This window comes from Acidovorax sp. GW835-FHT14B10, from assembly GCF_058793725.1.
Map to the genome: position 1 here is coordinate 102,542 of NZ_JBXAGC010000015.1, position 19,708 is coordinate 122,249.

Here is a 19,708-nt window from a genome sequence, read left to right on the forward strand (position 1 = left end):
TGCTTGCACTGAGCACATTTTTTACGGAAAAACCGAGAGCGGTTGGCATGCGCAGGCTGGGGCGAATCGCAGGCAACAGTTTTGCCCCGATTCGTCTTTGCAAATCAATGCTTTACGCGCTACAATATGAATCTCACGACCAAACGGGCGGGTACCTACCGCCCGTTTTTTTTGGTCGAATGCTTTTGGAGCTCGAAGCTGTCGGGGGAGGGTCTCCGGGGGTTATCGGGTTTTTTGTTTTGGACTTACGCAAACAAGGATGCGCCCAGGGTGCTTCCATGGGGCGGGCGATTGGCTTGTTCCTCATTGCGTAAGTCGTGTTGTTTTTCCGGGATTGAACTGAACACGTGGCACTACAGCAAGTCGTTGAACAAATTGTGACGGGTCTGGGGTATGACCTGGTGGAGATTGAGCGCTCTGCCGGTGGCTTGCTGCGTGTCACCATCGACTTGCCCTGGGTGCAGCCGGCCGCCGATGCGCCCGAGCCCGTGGTGGATCAGTTTGTCACGGTTGAAGACTGTGAAAAGGTCACCCGCCAGCTGCAGTTTGCGCTGGAGGTGGATGGTGTCGAGTACAAGCGGCTGGAGGTCTCCTCGCCCGGTATCGATCGTCCGTTGCGCCATGAGCAGGATTTCGTGCGTTTTGAGGGCGCGGTCATTGACCTCACCCTGAAAGCGCCCATCGGCGCTGCGGCAGTCGGGCAGGTCAACGCCACCCGCAAGAAATTTCGCGGCACCCTGGAGCGTGCCGAATCGGGTGGCTGGCAGATCGTCTGGAGTGATGAGCCGGCTGCCAAGCCTGGTCAGAAAATCAGCAAAAAACGTGTCCCAGCCCCGTTGCAGGCGCTGGGGTTTGCGCTGGATGAACTCCGGGATGCCCGGCTGGCGCCCATAGTGGATTTCAAGGGGCGGGGGGCGAAGGCTGGTCAGGTACCGGACTGAGTCGCTGGATGGTTTGGAGTGGGTGGACGCTGTTGGCAGCTGCCGCCCGCGGGTGATAGAAACAGGAGAGTCGTCGCATGAATCGCGAATTGTTGATGTTGGTTGAGGCCATTTCGCGCGAGAAGAACGTGGAGCGCGATGTGGTCTTGGGCGCCGTGGAATCGGCCCTGGCCCAGGCTACCAAGAAGCTGTACCAGGGCGAGGTGGACATTCGCGTGTCCGTCGATCGCGACAGCGGCAACTATGAGACTTTCCGTCGCTGGTTGGTTGTGCCGGACGAGGCGGGTCTGCAGAACCCCGAAGCCGAGGAGCTGCTGATGGACGCTAGGGAGCGCATTGCGGACATCGAGGTCGGGGAATACATTGAAGAAGGTGTCGAGTCGGTGCCGATCGGCCGCATTGGCGCCATGGCCGCCAAGCAGGTCATCCTGCAGAAGATCCGCGACGCCGAGCGCGAGATGCTGCTCAACGACTTCATGTCGCGTGGCGAGCGCATCTTCACCGGCACCGTCAAGCGCATGGACAAGGGCGACATCATTGTCGAATCCGGCCGTGTGGAAGGCCGCCTGCGCCGTGGCGAGATGATCCCCAAGGAAAACCTGCGCAGCGGTGACCGCGTGCGCGCCATGATCATGGAAGTGGACCTGACCCTGCGCGGTGCCCCCATCATCCTGTCGCGCTCGGCCCCTGAATTCATGATCGAACTCTTTCGCCAGGAAGTGCCCGAGATCGAGCAGGGCCTGCTGGAGATCAAGTCCTGCGCCCGGGACCCCGGCTCGCGTGCCAAGATTGCCGTGCTGAGCCACGACAAGCGCGTGGACCCCATCGGCACCTGCGTCGGCGTGCGTGGCACGCGCGTCAACGCCGTGACCAACGAGCTCGCTGGCGAGCGCGTGGACATCGTGCTGTGGTCCGAGGACCCCGCCCAGTTCGTGATCGGTGCGCTGGCCCCGGCCAACGTGTCCTCCATCGTGGTCGATGAGGAAAAGCACGCCATGGATGTGGTGGTGGACGAGGAAAACCTCGCCATCGCCATTGGCCGTGGTGGTCAGAACGTGCGTCTGGCCTCCGATCTGACCGGCTGGAAGATCAACATCATGGACGCCGCCGAGTCGGCCCAGAAGCAGGCCAACGAGTCTGACACGGCCCGCCGCCTGTTCATGGAAAAGCTCGATGTGGACGAGGAAATCGCCGACATCCTGATCGCCGAAGGTTTCAACAGCCTGGAAGAAGTGGCCTATGTGCCGCTGCAGGAAATGCTGGAAATCGAAAGCTTCGACGAAGACACGGTGAACGAATTGCGTGCACGCGCCAAGGATGCGCTGCTCACCATGGAAATCGTCCGCGAGGAAAGCGTTGGCGAGGTCTCGCAGGATCTGCGCGACCTTGAAGGCCTCACGCCCGAGTTGATTGCCAAGCTGGCAGAAAACGGTGTGCACACGCGTGACGACTTGGCCGATCTGGCCATTGATGAACTGACCGACCTGACCGGACAGTCCGCAGAAGATGCCAAAGCCCTGATCATGAAGGCGCGCGAACACTGGTTCGCAGGGCAAGAGTAAGGTCAGGGAGGCACGAACCACATATGTCCAGTAATACTGTCGCCGAGTTTGCAACCGAACTCAAAAAATCACCTGAAATCCTGCTTGATCAGCTCAAGGCTGCGGGCGTGGGCAAGGCTGCCCCTTCCGACGCGTTGACCGAGTCGGACAAGCAAAAGCTGCTCGCCTATCTGCAGGCCAGCCATGGCACGGCCTCGGTCGATCGCAAGAAGATCACGCTGGTGAAGAAGTCCACCAGCGAGATCAAGCAGGCCGACGCCACCGGCAAGGCACGCACGATCCAGGTGGAAGTGCGCAAGAAGCGCACGTTCATCCAGCGTGATGAAGGTGTTGAGGCGGCTGCCGAGTCCACAGAATCCATGGCAGAAGCAACGGCTGTGTCCAGCGAAGACATTGAACTGGCCCGCCGTGAGGAAGAGGCCAGCCGCCAGGCCGAGCTGATTCGCCGCCAGGAGGCCGAACTGGTCGCAAAGCGCGCCGAGCGCGAAGCCCGTGAACAGCGCGAGCGCGAAGCCGAAGAGCGCGCCGCCGCATACGCCGCCCAGGAGGCCAGCAAGAAGGCCCAGGCCTCGGCCGTCAAGCAGGAGGCTACCCGCGAGCAGGCTGCTGAAGCGGCTGCGCGCGCTGCGGCACAGAACGAAGCACGCGAGAAGGCTGCCGTGGAGTCGAAAGCCCGCTCTGACGAGGAAGCGGCCCGTGCGGCGGATCTCGACGCACGTCGCCGCAAGGCCGAAGCAGAAGCTGCGGCCATCCGCTCCATGATGGCCACGCCCAAGAAGGCGGTCATGGTGGCCAAGAAGCCGGAAGAGCTCAAGCCTGTTGCCAAGCCTGCGGCCGTGGGTGACGCCAAGAAAGGCACGCTGCACAAGCCTGCAGTGGGGACTGGTGTGGCTGCGCGTCCGGGCACGCCTGCCGCTCCGGGAGCTGCCGCCGGCAAGGAAGTCAAGTCGGCCAAGCTGTCTTCCAGCTGGGCCAATGACACGGCCAAGAAAAAGGAAATCAAGACCCGCGGCGACAGCAGCGGCGGTGTCGGTCGCAACAACTGGCGTGGTGGCCCGCGTGGCCGCCGTGGCGACGGTCGCGATCACCGCGACGACAACCACCAGCAGTCCGCTCCGGTGGAAGCGCGCACCATTGAAGTGCATGTGCCTGAAACCATCACGGTGGCCGAACTGGCGCACAAGATGTCCATCAAGGCTTCCGAGGTCATCAAGGCGCTGATGAAGATGGGCCAGATGGTCACCATGAACCAGCCGCTGGACCAGGACACCGCCATGATCGTGGTGGAAGAAATGGGCCACAAGGCCGTGGTGGCGGCGCTGGACGATCCGGAAGCCTTCACCGACGAGGATTCGGCGCAGCAGGACGTGGCCGTTCTGCCGCGCGCGCCGGTCGTCACCGTGATGGGTCACGTCGATCACGGCAAGACCTCGCTGCTGGACTACATCCGCCGTGCCAAGGTCGCCTCGGGCGAGGCGGGCGGCATCACGCAGCACATTGGCGCCTACCACGTGGAAACGCCACGCGGCATGATTTCGTTCCTCGATACCCCGGGCCACGAGGCTTTCACGGCCATGCGTGCCCGTGGCGCCCAGGCCACCGACATCGTGATTCTGGTGGTGGCGGCCGACGATGGCGTCATGCCCCAGACCAAGGAAGCCATCAAGCACGCCAAGGCGGCCGGTGTTCCTATCGTGGTGGCGATCACCAAGGCCGACAAGCCCGATGCCAACCCCGACCGCGTCAAGCAGGAGCTCGTGGTGGAAGAGGTGGTTCCCGAAGAGTACGGTGGCGATTCGCCTTTCGTGCCGGTGTCTTCCAAGACCGGCATGGGCATCGACACGCTGCTGGAGCAGGTGCTGTTGCAAGCCGAAGTGCTGGAACTCAAGGCCCCCGTCGATTCGCTGGCCAAGGGCCTGGTGATCGAAGCCAAGCTCGACAAGGGCCGCGGCCCTGTGGCGACCGTGCTGGTGCAGTCCGGTACCCTGAAGGTGGGCGACGTGGTGCTGGCGGGCCAGACCTATGGCCGTGTGCGCGCCATGCTCGATGAGGGCGGCAGGGTCGCCAAGACGGCGGGTCCGTCGATCCCGGTTGAAATCCAGGGTCTGACCGAAGTGCCGCAGGCCGGTGACGATTTCATGGTGCTGACCGATGAGCGCCGTGCGCGCGAAGTTGCCACCTACCGTGCCGGCAAGTTCCGCAACACCAAGCTGGCCAAGCAGCAGGCGGCCAAGCTGGAGAACATGTTTGCCGACATGACGGCGGGCGAAGTCAAGATGCTGCCCATCATTGTCAAGGCCGATGTGCAGGGTTCGCAGGAGGCACTGGCCCAGTCGCTGCTCAAACTGTCGACGGATGAAGTCAAGGTGCAGCTGGTGTATGCCGCCGTGGGCGCCATCAGCGAGTCCGACATCAACCTGGCGATTGCCTCCAAGGCCATCGTGATCGGCTTCAACGTGCGTGCCGACGCCGGTGCGCGCAAGCTCGCCGAGAGCAATGGTGTGGATCTGCACTACTACAGCATCATCTACGACGCCGTCGATGAGCTGAAGGTGGCCATGTCCGGCATGCTGGCCCCCGAGCAGCGCGAGGAAATCATCGGCACGGCCGAGATCCGTACCGTGTTCGTGGCGTCCAAGATCGGTACCGTTGCGGGTTCGTACATCACGTCCGGCATGGTGCACCGCAATGCCAAGTTCCGTCTGTTGCGCGACAACGTGGTGGTCTACACCGGCGACGTCGATTCGGTCAAGCGCCTCAAGGACGATGTCAAGGAAGTCAAGGAAGGTTTTGAGTGCGGTATCAAGCTCAAGAACTACAACGACATCAAGGAAGGTGATCACCTCGAATTCTTTGACATCAAGGAAATCGCCCGGACGCTGTAAGGCAACGACGACTCTATGGCAGCGAAGAAATCCTCTACCCCCAACCGCGCCTTCAAGGTGGCCGATCAGATCCAGCGCGATCTGACGGAGCTGATCGCGCGCGAGTTGAAAGACCCGCGCGTGGGCATGGTGACGCTGCAGGGCGTGGAGGTCACCCCCGATTACGCCCACGCCAAGGTGTTCTTCAGCCTGTTGATGGGCGACCCCGTGGAAACGCAGGCAGCGCTCAACCAGGCTGCGGGATTCCTGCGCAATGGGCTGTTCAAGCGCCTGCACATCCACACGGTGCCCACGCTGCATTTCGTGTTTGACCGCACTTCCGAGCGTGCCGCCGACATGAACGCCTTGATCGCCAAGGCCGTTTCCTCGCGCGCCAAGGAAGACTGACCATGAACGCGCCACGCACCAGGGTGCAGCGGCGCCCTGTGCATGGGGTGTTGCTGCTCGATAAACCGCTCGGCCTGTCGAGCAACGACGCCTTGCAAAAGGTGAAGTGGCTGCTGCGCGCGGAAAAGGCGGGCCATACCGGCACGTTGGATCCTCTGGCCACCGGTGTATTGCCACTGTGCTTTGGCGCTGCCACCAAGTTCAGCCAGTTGCAGCTGGATGCACCCAAGACCTACGAGGCCGTTGCGCGTCTGGGCGTGGTCACGAGCACAGGGGATGCCGAGGGCGAGGTGGTGCGCGAGTGTGCGGTCGATGGGTCCATGCTGACACCCGAGCGACTGGCCGATGTGCAGCGCCGGTTCACCGGCCCGATCTCGCAGGTACCGCCGATGCACAGCGCGCTCAAGAAAGACGGGAAGGCGCTGTACGAGTACGCGCGTGCGGGCATTGAGATCGAGCGCCCGGCGCGCAATGTCCAAATTTATGCATTGAATGTGGCTCTGGCGCTTGATGGTCAAGCGCAACCAGCTCTCAAATTAATAGTTACATGCAGCAAAGGTACCTATATCCGCACGCTGGGCGAAGACATCGGAGCGGCACTCGGTTGTGGCGCCCACCTGACCTCTTTGCGCCGCATTGACACGGGCGGTCTCGGCATCGCGCGCTGCGTCACCTTGCCCGCACTCGAGGCCATGGACGAAGCGCAGCGGCTGGCCTGCCTGCTGCCGGCAGAATCCCTGCTGGCCGATCACCTGCCCGTCACACTGGGCAGCGAAGATGCTGCACGCTTCCTGTCCGGGGTGCGCCGACGTGGCCAGTGGCCCGATGCCCGCGCCGTGGCCGTGTTTGGTCAGGCGCCGCGCGCGCTGCTGGGCGTGGCCCATACGGTAGCAGGCGAGCTGATCCCTGATCGCTTGCTGAGCCCCATCGAAATTCAACAAATCCTGCAAAGTACGCCGGGCCCAGTGGCTGCCGGCATTATGGAAACATTATGAGCAAACAAATCCGCAACATCGCCATCATCGCCCACGTTGACCATGGCAAAACCACCATGGTCGACCAGCTGCTGCGCCAGTCCGGCACCTTCGCCGACCACGAAAAGGTCGTCGATACCGTGATGGACAACAACGCGATTGAAAAAGAGCGCGGCATCACCATCCTGGCCAAGAACTGCGCCGTGAGCTGGAAGGGCACGCACATCAACATCGTGGACACCCCCGGCCACGCGGACTTTGGCGGTGAAGTGGAGCGTGCGCTGTCCATGGTGGACAGCGTGGTGCTGCTGATTGACGCGCAGGAAGGCCCCATGCCCCAGACGCGTTTCGTGACCAAGAAGGCCCTGGCCTTGGGCCTGCGCCCCATCCTGGTGGTGAACAAGGTGGACAAGCCCGGTGCCAACCCCGACAAGGTGGTGAACGCTGCGTTCGATCTGTTCGACAAGCTGGGCGCTACCGATGAGCAGCTGGACTTTCCCGTGGTGTACGCCTCGGGCATCAACGGCTGGTCGTCGCTGGAAGAAGGCGCGCCCGGTGAGCAGTGGGGTCCCGACATGTCGGCCCTGTTCGACACCATCCTGAAGCACGTGCCACCGAACACGGGCAACCCAGACGCTCCGCTGCAGCTGCAGATCTCGGCACTCGATTTCTCCACCTTCGTGGGCCGCATCGGTGTGGGCCGCATCAGCCAGGGCACCTTGAAGCCCATGATGGACGTGGTCGTCATGGAAGGCCCAGGCGGCAAGGCTGTCAAGGGCCGTGTGAACCAGGTGCTGACCTTCCAGGGCCTCGATCGCATGCAGACGCCGATGGCCGGCCCTGGCGACATCGTGCTGATCAACGGCATCGAGGACATCGGCATCGGCGTGACCGTGACCGACCCCGCCAACCCCGCGCCCCTGCCCATGCTGAAGGTGGACGAGCCCACGCTGACCATGAACTTCTGCGTGAACACCTCGCCACTGGCAGGCCGTGAAGGCAAGTTCGTGACCAGCCGCCAGATCTGGGACCGCCTGCAAAAGGAACTGCAGCACAACGTGGCCCTGCGCGTGAACGAGACCGCCGAGGAAGGCATCTTCGAAGTGATGGGCCGTGGTGAACTGCACCTGACCATCCTCTTGGAGAACATGCGCCGCGAAGGCTACGAGCTGGCCGTGTCCAAGCCCCGCGTGGTGTTCAAGGACATCGACGGCGTCAAGCACGAGCCCATCGAACTGGTGACGGCCGACATCGAAGAAGGCCACCAGGGCGGCGTGATGCAGGCCCTGGGTGAGCGCAAGGGCGAGCTGGTGAACATGGAGTCCGACGGCCGTGGCCGCGTGCGCCTGGAATACCGCATCCCGGCCCGTGGCCTGATCGGTTTCACCAACGAATTCCTGAACCTGACGCGCGGCTCGGGTCTGATCAGCAACATCTTCGACAGCTACGAGCCGCACAAGGGCGACATCGGCGGCCGCAAGAACGGCGTGCTGATTTCCATGGACGACGGTGAAATCTTCACCTACGCCCTGGGCAAGCTGGACGACCGTGGCCGCATGTTCGTGAAGGCCAACGATCCGGTGTACGAAGGCATGATCGTCGGCATCCACAGCCGCGACAACGACCTGGTGGTGAACGCCACGCGCACCAAGCAGCTGACCAACTTCCGCGTTTCCGGCAAGGAAGACGCGATCAAGATCACGCCTCCGATCGACCTCACGCTGGAATACGGCGTGGAGTTCATCGAGGACGACGAGCTGGTCGAGATCACGCCCAAGTCCGTGCGCCTGCGCAAGCGCCACCTGACCGAGAACGAGCGCAAGCGCGCTGGCCGCAGCTGAGCTGCCGTTCCCCGGGGCCTGAGGCCTTGAAGGCGGCAGGTTCCGAGGGGCCACTGCAGTGCAGTGGCCTTTTTGTCGTTTGAAGGTTTTCCGTTCAGCGCAATTTTCATGAAACTCACGCATTCCCGGGCCGTTGTGTTGATGCTCCTGATCACGCTGCTGTGGTCCATGGCTGGCGTGGTGACGCGCCACCTGGAGCATGCGCGCAGCTTTGAAGTGACCTTCTGGCGCAGCTTTTTCACCGTGATCTCGCTGCTGGTGATCCTGCCGGCGGCGCAGGGACGCGGCGTGTTGTCGGCCATGCGCCGCGGCGGCGCTGCCCTGTGGCTCTCCGGCCTGTGCTGGAGCGTGATGTTCACCACCTTCATGGTCGCCATGATGCTCATGCCGGTGGCGAATGTGCTGGTGACCATGGCGGCGGGGCCTCTGCTCACGGCCCTGTTTGCGCGCATCTTCATCGGGCACCGGATTGCGCTGCGCACCTGGGTGGCGATTGCCATTGCCGGCGTGGGCATGGCGTGGATGTACGGCGCGCAGATGGCCGGGCTGCCGCTGGTGGGTACCCTGGTAGCCTTGTGCATACCGGTGGCGGCCGCTGCCAATTGGACCGTGGTCCAATCTTCACAGCAGCATGGCCATGCCGTGGACCTGGTGCCTGCGGTCCTGGTGGGGGCCGTGTTTTCGGCGCTGGCCACCTTGCCGCTGGCGTGGCCGTTTCAGGCCACCGGCCACGATATCCTGCTGCTGGCGTTGCTCGGGCTGTTTCAGCTGGCCATTCCGTGCGTGCTGGCGGTGCGCTGTGCACGCGTGCTCAAGGCGCCCGAAATGGCATTGCTGGGCCTGCTGGAGGTTATCTTCGGCATCTTGCTGGCCTGGGCCGGTGCCGGTGAGCGCCCCGGTTCGACCGTGCTCACCGGGGGCCTGCTGGTGGTTGGCGCCCTGGTGCTCAATGAGTTTTTAGCTTGGAAGGAACAAAAATGACGGAGATGACAATGCAGATATCGAGTGAGGTGCTGAGCGAGGTGCGAGGCCAGGTGGGCTTCATTACATTGAACCGTCCGCGGGCGCTCAACGCGCTGTCCTTGGGCATGGTGCGGGATCTCATGGCCATCCTGCTGGCCTGGAAGGACGACGCGCGCGTGCTGGCCGTGGCCATCCGTGGCAGCAACAAGGATGGCCCGTTCGGGGCCTTTTGCGCGGGCGGCGACATCCGCTTTCTGCACCAGGCGGGCAGCCAGGGCAATCCGCTGCTCGAAGACTTCTTCACCGAGGAATATGCGCTCAACCACCTGATCCACAACTACGGCAAGCCCTACATCGCCTTCATGGATGGCATCGTCATGGGCGGCGGCATGGGCATCAGCCAGGGTGCAGCCCTGCGCGTGGTGACCGAGCGCACCAAGATGGCCATGCCCGAGACGGCGATTGGCCTGTTTCCCGACGTGGGTGGCGGCTATTTCCTGAGCCGCTGCCCCGGCCATGTGGGCGAGTGGCTGGCCCTGACCGGCGACACCATTGGCGCCGGTGACGCCATCGCCTTCGGCCTGGCTGACGGCTGCCTGCCGCTGGACGCACAGGCCACGGTCTGGGACGCCCTGAGCACGCAGACCTTTGCCGACGGTGCCGCCGTGAAGGCCTTGATTGCTTCTAAAATGGTAGCTGCTGACGAAAAAATGGCGGGCATCAGAGGCCAAATCGATCAGTATTTTTCGCTGGACAGCGTGGCCGCCATCACGGCTGCACTGGACGCCGCAGACAGCGAATGGGCGCGCAGCACGGCGGCCACGCTGCGCAAGCGCTCGCCGCTGATGCTGCATGTGGTGCTGGAGCAGATCCGCCGTGCGCGCGGCATGGGCCTGGCCGACGATCTGCGCATGGAGCGCGACATGGTGCGCCACTGCTTTTTCCTGCGTGCCGGCCAGAGCGAGACGGTGGAAGGCATCCGCGCCCTGGCGGTGGACAAGGACCATGCCCCCCAATGGAACCCTGCGCGCATCGAAGACGTGGCGCCGGAGATGGTGGCCCCGTTCTTCGCCAGCCCCTGGCCTGCCTACGCACATCCCCTGGCCGCGCTGCGCTGACGGGCGCGCGGCGCTGGGTGCGTGTCGCCAAGGCGGGTGCCTCGCTTCAGAGCTGCTGGTGCACCGCAGTGGCGAGCGCCTGCAGTGCAGGGCGGGGGATCTGTCCACTGAGCGCATAGCCAAAGCCCTGATCCGTCCAGTAAAAACCGGAGACAGTGCCTTCCTGGGTAAAGCGAAAGGCGGTTTCGGAATGTCTGGGCTGGGTCGCTGGCGCCAGCGCACCCAGGTACAGCGTGACGCGCTCGCCTGCGCCGTTCTGGTACATGAATTGCGCGCGTGCGCCGGTATCACCGGGCAGCAGCCGTCCCCCCACCAGATCGTAGCCCTGTGCCGTCAGCACCGGCACTGTCAGGGGGCGCCCCAGGCGCTTGGAAAGCCATTGCACCAGATGCTCCTGCTGGGCGGCCGGCACCTCCACGGGATGGCGTTGTTCGGGCTGGTACACGGCATGGGCCATGGCGGCTTGCACCGCAAATCGCTGCTGGGGTGTACCTGCGTTCAGGGCCAGGAGGCCGGTGGGTGCCGCCGCCGGCCACTGGCCCCGGCCCGCCCATCCCAGTGCAAACGCCACCAGCACCGAGGCCGCCATGCCGCCCCAGCGCCACCATTGGCGATGCCGCTCGGCCCTGCGCGCCGTGGCGCGCGCAAGGGTCTGCAGCAGCGCATCCGGCACGGGCGTATCCAGCATGTCCTGGTGCAGGGCGCGCAACTGCCGGCGCTGCGCCTGCCATTGCGCGACAGTGGCTTGTGCCGGGGCATCGGCGGCCAGTTGCTGCTGCAGCGCCCGGGCGTCGGCGGGGGGCAGCCGGCCATCCACCAGTGCGTGCCACGCAGGGTCGGAGCCGGCAGGGAAGGGGGTGGAGTGGTCCATGGCAGAGGCCGGAATCATTTGAGGCGGCGCAGCACGGGGGGCTGGCCTGGTACGGGCGCGGTCGCGGGTGTGCGTTCCATGAGTGCGCGCAGGCGGCTGCGTGCGCGCGACAGCCGCGACATGACGGTACCCACCGGAATGTCCAGAATGCGGGCCGTGTCCTCGTAGCTGAGGTCTTCCAGCGTCACCAGCAGCAGCACGGCGCGCTGCTCGGCAGGCAGGCGCTGCAGGCAGCGCTCCAGATCGAGCGCATCGTCCGACGGGCGTGCACTGGCTTGCAGGGTGTCCTGAACGTCCTCCAGCTCCAGCCGCTGCAGGGAGGGCATGGCGCGGCGCTGGTTGAGATACAGGTTGTGCATCAGGGTGAACAGCCAGGCGCGCAAATCACTGCCGCTGCGCCACAGCCGCCATTTGCTGCAGGCCCGCTCCAGCGTGTCCTGCACGAGATCGTCGGCCGCCCAGGAGTCGCCCGTCAGCACCCGGGCATAGCGGCGCAGACCGGGAAGCTGCTCGACAACCTGGGTGCGATCCATGGCGCGATGTCAGTGGCCGGGGGAAGGATTCAGGGGCGTGCAGCGTGCCAGACCTGGTTGAAGCCGTCACCGGTCTTGTCGCCGGGTTTTGCGTCCTTGGACCAGTAGTGCAGCGGTTTTCCCTTGTAAGCCAGCTGGGTTTTTCCGTCGTCGCGGGTGATGACGCTGTAGTCGCCGCCGGCTTGTGCGGGGGCCGCCATCACGGGTGGCCAGTTGGTGGCACAGGGGCCGTTGCAGACGGACTTTCCGCTGCCCGCGATGTCGCGGTCAAAGGTGTAGAGCGTCATGTTGCCTGCACCGACCAGCACGCCATCCATGGGTTTGACGGGTGACTGGGCCATGGAGGAGCAGGCGGCAAGCGCAAAGAGCGCGGTGATGGGCAAGAGTTTTTTCATGGGTTTCTCCGGACAAGGGGGCAGGCGAACGCGAAATGCGGCCTGCATGCGGATAAACACATGGGGGCGGTGATTTATTCCCGCCACCCTCCAGGATCGCTAGCGGTTGCGGCTTTTCATGGCGCGTTCGACCTCGCGCTTGCCTTCGCGGTCCTTGATGGTGTCGCGCTTGTCATGTTCCGCCTTGCCCTTGGCCAGGGCAATCTCGCATTTCACAAAACCATTTTTCCAATGCAGGTTGATGGGCACCAGGGTGTAGCCTTTTTGCTCGACCTTTCCGATCAGGCGTTTGATGTCGTCCTTCTTGAGCAGCAGCTTCTTGGTGCGTGCTGCCTCGGGGTTGACGTGGGTGGAGGCGGTCTTGAGGGGATTGATCAGGCAGCCCAGCAGGTACAACTCGCCATCACGGATGAGCACATAGCCATCGGTCAGCTGCACCTTGCCCTCGCGCAGCGCCTTGACTTCCCAGCCATACAGCACCATGCCGGCCTCGTGGCGTTCTTCGAAGAAGTAGTTGAAGGCAGCCTTTTTGTTGTCGGCAATGCGGGACGTGGGATCGGGTTTTTTGGCCATGAGAGATTAGATGCGGCGCAAACGGGGAGATAAAAGGCCTCCCTACAATGGTTGGGTCTCGCTAGAGCGATTCTAAATTCCCCCGGATCCCCTGGCTGATTCCGTCGCTCCGTTGCGCCGAAGCCGTATCTGCATGAAAACCGTCCACAAATCCGTCCTTATCTGGTACAGCCCCGAAGAAATGTTTTCCCTCGTGACGGGGGTGGAGCACTACCCCCAGTTCCTGCCCTGGTGCGACCGCTCGGCGGTGCTGGAACGCGGCGATGACGGGATGACGGCCGAGGTGGGCATCGCGATGGCCGGTTTGCGCCAGACCTTTGTCACCCGCAACATCCATGAGGCGGGCCGGCGCGTGCAGATGCACCTGGTCAAGGGCCCGTTCTCCCGGCTGGAGGGCGATTGGCATTTCCACCCGGTGGCGGATGGCAGTCAACGCGCCTGCAAGGTCGAGCTGTTGCTGCACTACGGGTTTGACAGCGCCACCCTTGCGGCATTGGTGGGCCCCATTTTTGACCGCATCGCCGCCAGCATGGTGGACGCCTTTGTCAAGCGCGCGGAGCAGGTGTATGGGTGACGACAAGGGGTTGCTGCACATCACCGTGGTGGTTTGCGCAGCACCGCGCAGTGCGGTCGAGTGGGCATTGCAGCTGCCACAGGGGGCCACGGTGGCCGATGCGCTGAACATGTGCGCGGCCTTGCAACCGTTGGCTGCAGAGGTGACTTCTTCCGCTGTCGGTGTCTGGGGGCGTCAGGTCGCACCGGACTGCATGCTTGCCTCGGGGGATCGGGTGGAGGTGTATCGCCCCTTGAAGGTGGACCCCAAGGTGGCCCGGCGCGAGCGCTTTGCGCGCCAGGGCGCCCGCACCACCGGCCTGTTTGCGCGGCAGCGTCCCGGCGGGAAATCGGGCTACTGAAGTCTCGACAACGGGGGCGGCGGCAGCCCGACCATCACCGCGCGCAATCGGATGCAATGACGCTGTCGATGCGTTGGGATTCTGAGGCGCGGCTTGCTTCATCAAGGTAAACCCGTTCGCCCTGGGCATTGGTGTGCATCATGGGCTGGCCAGAGCCGAGTGTGGCCTTGGCCTGGCGGGCGCGGGTGCAGTTGTCCGTCCTGGTTTTTGCGATCTTCTCTTCTTCGGATTTTTTCTTGGCCGTTTCCGCAGCCTCTGCCTGTGCCTTTTTCTCTTCGAGTTCCTTGTCCTTGCCACCGGCAGCAAGGGCCGGCAGTTTGGGGGTGGATGCGGCGGCCGCGGGCTCTGCGGCTCCAGCCGGCAGGGCGGGCCTTGGGTCCATACGGGCTCCCTGCTTGCTTCCCGGCTGCTTCAGGATGCTCTTGTCCGGGATGTCCAGAGGCGGCGCACGGTCGCTGAACACTTTGCGGCCATCCTTATCGATCCATTGCCATTGGGCCGAAGCGCCCAGTGACCAGGTGCAGGCGAATGCCAGCAGCACAAGCTTGTGAATTTTCATGGCGGCAAGTTTAGCTGTGCCTCCATGGCGCTGCCAGCAAGTTGCTTTCCGTGGCAGCGTTTTTGCCACAGGCCGCGCGGGTACAATCCATTTTTTGGAGCTTTCTCATGCGCCTTCTTGGAAAAGCGCTCACCTTCGACGATGTGTTGCTGGTGCCAGCGTACTCCCAGGTCCTGCCCAAGGACACGTCCCTCGCGACAAAACTCTCCCGCAACATCCAGCTGAACCTGCCGCTGGTGTCCGCCGCCATGGACACCGTGACCGAGGCGCGCCTGGCCATCGCCATCGCCCAGGAGGGCGGCATCGGCATCGTGCACAAGAACCTTACGCCCCAGGAGCAGGCCGCCCATGTGGCCAAGGTCAAGCGGTACGAGTCGGGCGTGGTGCGCGATCCGGTCGTCATCACCCCCGAGCACACCGTGCTCCAGGTGCTGGAGTTGTCGGAGCAGCTGGGTATTTCGGGCTTTCCGGTGTGCGATGGTGGCAAGGTGGTGGGTATCGTCACCAGCCGCGATCTGCGCTTTGAAACCCGTTACGACGTCAAGGTGCACCAGATCATGACGCCCCGTGAAAAACTCATCACGGTCAAGGAGGGCGCCACGGCCAGCGAGGCCAAGGCCCTGCTGAACAAATACAAGCTGGAGCGGCTGCTGGTCATCAATGATGATTTTGTGCTCAAGGGCCTGATCACGGTGAAAGACATCACCAAGCAGACCAGCTTTCCCAATGCCGCACGCGACAGCAACGGCCGCTTGCGCGTGGGTGCGGCGGTGGGCGTGGGCGAGGGCACCGAAGAACGCGTCGAGGCCCTGGTGAAGGCCGGCGTGGACGCCATCGTGGTGGACACGGCCCACGGCCACAGCAAGGGCGTCATCGAGCGCGTGCGCTGGGTCAAGCAGAACTACCCACAGGTCGATGTGATTGGCGGCAACATCGCCACGGGCGCGGCCGCGCTGGCGCTGGTCGAGGCCGGTGCCGACGCTGTCAAGGTCGGCATTGGCCCTGGCTCCATCTGCACGACGCGCATTGTGGCAGGCGTTGGTGTACCGCAGATCATGGCCATCGACAGCGTGGCCACGGCGCTGCGCGGTACGGGCGTGCCGCTGATTGCCGACGGCGGCGTGCGCTACAGCGGCGACATTGCCAAGGCACTGGCCGCGGGTGCCAGCACCATCATGATGGGCGGCATGTTTGCCGGAACCGAAGAGGCGCCGGGCGAGGTGATCCTGTTCCAGGGCCGCAGCTACAAGAGCTACCGCGGCATGGGCTCCATTGGCGCCATGCAGCAGGGCAGTGCCGACCGCTACTTCCAGGAATCGACCACGGGCAACCCCAATGCCGACAAGCTGGTGCCCGAGGGTATTGAAGGCCGCGTCCCCTACAAGGGCTCGATGGTCTCCATCGTGTTCCAGATGGCCGGAGGCGTGCGTGCCGCCATGGGCTACTGCGGCTGCGCCACGATCGAGGACATGAACAACAAGGCTGAATTCGTCGAGATCACCACCGCCGGTATCCGCGAAAGCCATGTCCACGACGTGCAGATCACCAAGGAAGCGCCCAACTACCGCGCGGACTGATTTTTCAGCAACCACAGGCCCGAACCCGATGTCCAGGTGTTCGGGCCTTTGTCTTTTTCCTGTGGCCCACCATGCAACACCAGAAGATCCTCATCCTTGATTTCGGCTCGCAAGTCACCCAGCTCATCGCACGCCGCGTGCGCGAAGCCCATGTGTACTGCGAAGTGCATCCCTGCGACGTGACGGACGAGTGGGTGCGCGACTACGCCAAGGACGGCTCGCTCAAGGGCATCATCCTCTCGGGCAGCCACGCCAGCGTGTATGAGGACACCACCGACAAGGCCCCCGAGGCGGTGTTCCAGCTCGGCGTGCCCGTGCTGGGCATCTGCTACGGCATGCAGACCATGGCGCACCAGCTCGGTGGCAAGGTCGAAGGCGGCCACAAGCGCGAGTTCGGTTTTGCGGCGGTGCGTGCACGCGGCCACACCGCGCTGCTCAAAGACATTGCCGACTTCACCACGCCCGAAGGCCACGGCATGCTCAACGTGTGGATGAGCCACGGCGACAAGGTCACCGAGCTGCCCCCGGGCTTCAAGCTCATGGCCAGCACCGAGAGCTGCCCCATCGCCGGCATGGCCGACGAAGACCGCCGCTTCTATGCCGTGCAGTTCCACCCCGAAGTCACGCACACCGTGCAGGGCAGGGCGCTGCTGGATCGTTTTGTGCTCGGCATCTGCGGCACCTCGCCCGACTGGGTGATGCGCGACCACATCGCCGAGGCGGTGGAGCAGATCCGCCAGCAGGTGGGCGATGAAGAAGTGATCCTGGGTCTGTCGGGCGGCGTGGACTCGTCCGTGGCCGCTGCGCTGATCCACCGCGCCATCGGTGACCAGCTTACCTGCGTGTTCGTGGACCACGGCCTGCTGCGCCTGAACGAGGGCGACATGGTCATGGACATGTTCGTTGGCAAGCTGCACGCCAAGGTCATCCGCGTGGACGCCAGTGACCTGTTCCTGGGCAAGCTGGCAGGAGTCAGCGAGCCCGAACAAAAGCGCAAGATCATCGGCGGCCTGTTCGTCGACGTGTTCAAGCAGGAAGCTGCCAAGCTCAAGGGCGACGGCGCCAAGGGCGCCAAGTGGCTGGCCCAGGGCACCATTTACCCCGACGTCATCGAATCGGGCGGTGCCAAGAGCAAGAAGGCCGTCACCATCAAGAGCCACCACAATGTGGGCGGCCTGCCCGAGCAACTGGGCCTCAAGCTGCTGGAGCCGCTGCGCGACCTGTTCAAGGACGAGGTGCGTGAACTGGGCGTGGCCCTGGGCCTGCCGCCCGAAATGGTCTACCGCCACCCTTTCCCCGGCCCCGGCCTGGGTGTGCGCATCCTGGGCGAGGTCAAGAAGGAATATGCCGACCTGCTGCGCCGTGCCGATGCCATCTTCATCGAAGAGCTGCGCAACCACGTGGACGAGGCCACTGGCAAGACCTGGTACGACCTCACCAGCCAGGCCTTCACCGTCTTCCTGCCCGTCAAGAGCGTGGGCGTGATGGGCGACGGCCGCACCTACGACTATGTGGTGGCCCTGCGCGCCGTGCAGACCAGCGACTTCATGACCGCCGACTGGGCCGAGCTGCCCTACGCCCTGCTCAAGAAAGTGTCGGGGCGCATCATCAACGAAGTACGCGGCATCAACCGCGTGACCTACGACGTCAGCTCCAAACCCCCGGCGACGATTGAGTGGGAGTGATTCGGCGTCTGGCACTGGCTGGCACCTAGTGGCACGAAAACACACCTAAGCCAGCGTCAATGCGGGCTTTTTTGTGATTTCGTTCGGCACCGCCTGGCAACATTTGGCATCGCCAAGCACCGTTTTTTCATGGCATGATGGATGGCATTAAATGCTTCTATGCCATGAGAAGTCGCCGATACCATGCAACCACCTTGCGGATGTTCATGGTATTGAATTGGCGTAACACAATGATTTTGTTGTTGTTTTACGCCATGATTGGCCGATTTTCGGATCATGGTATTTGAGCTGAATCAGGGCGAGAACCATGCTGACCGATACCAAGCTGCGCAACCTCAAGCCGAAGGACAAGCTCTACAAGGTGAATGACCGTGACGGCCTCTATGTAGCCGTCACGGCCGCCGGAGCGATCTCGTTCCGCTACAACTACTCGATCCACGGCAGGCAGGAGACCATCACCTTCGGCCGCTACGGTGTCGGCGGCATCACCCTGGCGGAAGCCCGCGAGCGGTTGGGCGAGGCCAAGAAGATGATCGCGGCCGGGAAGTCACCGGCCAAGGAGAAGGCGCGGGAGAAGGCCCGCGTCAAGGACGCGGAGACGTTCGGGGCCTGGGCGGAAAAGTGGCTGCGCGGCTACCAGATGGCCGACTCCACCCGCGACATGCGCCGCTCAGTCTACGAGCGCGACTTGAAGCCGAAATTCGGCAACCAGAAGCTGGTGGAGATTACCCACGAGGACTTGCGGGCACTGACCGATGCCATCGTGGAGCGCGGCGCGCCGGCAACGGCAGTGCATGTCCGCGAGGTGGTGATGCAGGTCTATCGCTGGGCCATCGAGCGTGGCCAGAAGGTCGAGAACCCGGCGGAACTGGTGCGTCCAACGTCCATCGCCAAATTCGAGCCGCGCGACCGTGCGCTGACGCCCGACGAGATCGGCCTGATGTACCAGTACATGGAACGCATTGGCACAGCTCCATCCATTCGGGCGGCGGCCAAACTGCTGCTGTTGACGATGGTGCGCAAGAGCGAGCTGACCAACGCGACCTGGAGCGAGATCAATTTCAGCGACGCGCTTTGGACGATCCCGAAGGAGCGGATGAAGCGGCGCAATCCGCACCTGGTGTTTCTGTCCCGCCAGGCGCTGGATATCTTCATTGCCCTGAAAACCTTCGCCGGTGGATCGGACTACGTGCTGCCGTCGCGGTACGACTCGGACCTACCCATGAGCAGCGCCACGCTCAACCAGGTGCTGACGCTGACGTATCGGCTGGCGCAGAAGGAGGGAAAGCCGCTCGCCAAGTTCGGGCCGCATGACTTGCGGCGCACGGCCAGCACGTTGTTGCACGAGGCCGGCTACAACACGGACTGGATCGAGAAGTGCCTGGCGCACGAACAGAGAGGCGTCAGGGCCGTCTACAACAAGGCCGAGTACCGCGAGCAGCGGACGGCGATGTTGCAGGACTGGGCGGACATGATCGACGAATGGACGCTCAAGCGGCCGAAGGCGTAAGTCAGAGGAGGGCAGGTAGGCAGCGCCTCCAGAACAGCGACCTTGGCCTCGGCTGTCATTGACACTTGAGGGGGTCGCCTCAGAAAACGGAAAATAAAGCACGCTAAGCCGGTTGCAGCGGTCGTAGCGGCCTGAACTTGCCCGCGCCGATCTTGGCGCTGCTGCGCCAGAGGTAATCGCCGGTGAGGTTGATGTGCTCCCAACCGAGCGGCGACAGGTACTGCAACAGCGCGTCATCAACGGCATGGCCGTTGCCACGCAGCGCGTGCGCAGCCCGTTCCAGATAGACCGTGTTCCACAACACGACGGCAGCCGTTACCAGATTGAGGCCGCTAGCCCGGTAGGGGTCTCCTCGTTTTCAGTGCAATAAGTGACGGTACGAAAAGCTAGCACTGGCGCGGAGGTGGTGTTGGTAGATCG

Annotated in this window: 18 protein-coding genes and 1 pseudogene; 13 read left to right on the top strand and 6 right to left on the bottom strand. The window is 63.5% G+C overall.

Annotated features, from left to right (window positions below; all coding sequences use genetic code 11):
• Window positions 1–347 precede the first annotated feature (347 nt).
• The 8 genes from rimP (at window position 348) to AC1Q5S_RS13385 (ending at window position 10,671) form a co-directional block, all read left to right on the top strand.
• Window positions 348–941, top strand: coding sequence for a ribosome maturation factor RimP (rimP, locus tag AC1Q5S_RS13350; protein ID WP_303833324.1), 594 nt, complete (start codon window positions 348–350; stop codon window positions 939–941).
• Between the two features lie 77 nt (window positions 942–1,018).
• On the top strand, window positions 1,019–2,503 hold the full coding sequence (gene nusA, locus AC1Q5S_RS13355; RefSeq protein WP_492238998.1) for a transcription termination factor NusA: 1,485 nt from the start codon (window positions 1,019–1,021) through the stop codon (window positions 2,501–2,503).
• Between the two features lie 23 nt (window positions 2,504–2,526).
• Window positions 2,527–5,388, top strand: coding sequence for a translation initiation factor IF-2 (gene infB, locus AC1Q5S_RS13360; protein WP_492238999.1), 2,862 nt, complete (start codon window positions 2,527–2,529; stop codon window positions 5,386–5,388).
• A gap of 15 nt (window positions 5,389–5,403) precedes the next feature.
• A complete protein-coding gene (rbfA, locus tag AC1Q5S_RS13365; RefSeq protein WP_303833329.1) occupies window positions 5,404–5,775 on the top strand; it encodes a 30S ribosome-binding factor RbfA in 372 nt (123 codons plus the stop codon).
• 2 nt (window positions 5,776–5,777) lie between these two features.
• On the top strand, window positions 5,778–6,770 hold the full coding sequence (gene truB, locus AC1Q5S_RS13370) for a tRNA pseudouridine(55) synthase TruB (protein ID WP_303833331.1): 993 nt from the start codon (window positions 5,778–5,780) through the stop codon (window positions 6,768–6,770).
• Entirely contained in the window at window positions 6,767–8,590 is a 1,824-nt protein-coding gene (gene typA / locus AC1Q5S_RS13375; RefSeq protein WP_303833333.1) for a translational GTPase TypA, read from the top strand. The genes truB and typA overlap by 4 nt, the downstream gene beginning before the upstream one ends.
• A 108-nt stretch (window positions 8,591–8,698) precedes the next feature.
• Window positions 8,699–9,571, top strand: a complete 873-nt coding sequence (locus tag AC1Q5S_RS13380; protein WP_303833335.1) for a DMT family transporter — start codon at window positions 8,699–8,701, stop codon at window positions 9,569–9,571.
• Window positions 9,568–10,671 (top strand): enoyl-CoA hydratase/isomerase family protein, encoded by a 1,104-nt coding sequence (locus AC1Q5S_RS13385; RefSeq protein WP_303833336.1) that lies wholly within the window; start codon window positions 9,568–9,570, stop codon window positions 10,669–10,671. The genes AC1Q5S_RS13380 and AC1Q5S_RS13385 overlap by 4 nt, the downstream gene beginning before the upstream one ends.
• Before the next feature lie 46 nt (window positions 10,672–10,717).
• On the opposite strand, the gene AC1Q5S_RS13390 is transcribed toward AC1Q5S_RS13385, so the two are convergent.
• The 4 genes from AC1Q5S_RS13390 to smpB form a co-directional block, all read right to left on the bottom strand.
• Window positions 10,718–11,542 carry an anti-sigma factor family protein gene (locus AC1Q5S_RS13390; protein ID WP_492239000.1) on the bottom strand — a complete coding sequence of 275 codons (825 nt, stop codon included), beginning with the start codon at window positions 11,540–11,542 and terminating at the stop codon, window positions 10,718–10,720.
• Window positions 11,543–11,556: 14 nt separating this feature from the next.
• Window positions 11,557–12,075 carry an RNA polymerase sigma factor gene (locus AC1Q5S_RS13395; RefSeq protein ID WP_303833339.1) on the bottom strand — a complete coding sequence of 173 codons (519 nt, stop codon included), beginning with the start codon at window positions 12,073–12,075 and terminating at the stop codon, window positions 11,557–11,559.
• A 29-nt stretch (window positions 12,076–12,104) separates the two neighbouring features.
• Entirely contained in the window at window positions 12,105–12,470 is a 366-nt protein-coding gene (locus AC1Q5S_RS13400) for a COG4315 family predicted lipoprotein (protein WP_492239001.1), read from the bottom strand.
• A 99-nt stretch (window positions 12,471–12,569) separates the two neighbouring features.
• On the bottom strand, window positions 12,570–13,043 hold the full coding sequence (gene smpB / locus AC1Q5S_RS13405) for an SsrA-binding protein SmpB (RefSeq protein WP_026437053.1): 474 nt from the start codon (window positions 13,041–13,043) through the stop codon (window positions 12,570–12,572).
• A gap of 133 nt (window positions 13,044–13,176) precedes the next feature.
• Between smpB and AC1Q5S_RS13410 the strand changes: the two genes are divergently transcribed.
• Window positions 13,177–13,617 carry a type II toxin-antitoxin system RatA family toxin gene (locus AC1Q5S_RS13410; RefSeq protein ID WP_303833343.1) on the top strand — a complete coding sequence of 147 codons (441 nt, stop codon included), beginning with the start codon at window positions 13,177–13,179 and terminating at the stop codon, window positions 13,615–13,617.
• Complete coding sequence (locus AC1Q5S_RS13415) at window positions 13,610–13,957, top strand: RnfH family protein (protein ID WP_303833344.1); 348 nt, start codon at window positions 13,610–13,612, stop codon at window positions 13,955–13,957. Before AC1Q5S_RS13410 ends, AC1Q5S_RS13415 begins: the two co-directional genes overlap by 8 nt.
• A 34-nt stretch (window positions 13,958–13,991) precedes the next feature.
• Here the strand turns inward: AC1Q5S_RS13415 and AC1Q5S_RS13420 are convergent, their stop codons facing one another.
• Window positions 13,992–14,516 (bottom strand): DUF4124 domain-containing protein, encoded by a 525-nt coding sequence (locus AC1Q5S_RS13420; RefSeq protein WP_303833345.1) that lies wholly within the window; start codon window positions 14,514–14,516, stop codon window positions 13,992–13,994.
• 107 nt (window positions 14,517–14,623) lie between these two features.
• Between AC1Q5S_RS13420 and guaB the strand changes: the two genes are divergently transcribed.
• The 3 genes from guaB to AC1Q5S_RS13435 all read left to right on the top strand — a co-directional run bounded on the left by guaB (window position 14,624) and on the right by AC1Q5S_RS13435 (window position 19,288).
• Window positions 14,624–16,093 (top strand): IMP dehydrogenase, encoded by a 1,470-nt coding sequence (gene guaB, locus AC1Q5S_RS13425; protein WP_303833346.1) that lies wholly within the window; start codon window positions 14,624–14,626, stop codon window positions 16,091–16,093.
• Between the two features lie 71 nt (window positions 16,094–16,164).
• The gene (gene guaA, locus AC1Q5S_RS13430) at window positions 16,165–17,778 is read left to right on the top strand and encodes a glutamine-hydrolyzing GMP synthase (protein ID WP_492239002.1); all 1,614 of its coding nucleotides are present in this window, start codon (window positions 16,165–16,167) and stop codon (window positions 17,776–17,778) included.
• A gap of 307 nt (window positions 17,779–18,085) precedes the next feature.
• Window positions 18,086–19,288: a tyrosine-type recombinase/integrase gene (locus AC1Q5S_RS13435; protein WP_492239003.1), complete on the top strand. Its 1,203-nt coding sequence runs from the start codon at window positions 18,086–18,088 to the stop codon at window positions 19,286–19,288.
• A 103-nt stretch (window positions 19,289–19,391) separates the two neighbouring features.
• Here AC1Q5S_RS13435 and AC1Q5S_RS13440 read toward each other — a convergent pair.
• Window positions 19,392–19,631 (bottom strand): annotated as a pseudogene (locus AC1Q5S_RS13440) (Tn3 family transposase); the annotation flags it as partial.
• Window positions 19,632–19,708 lie beyond the last annotated feature (77 nt).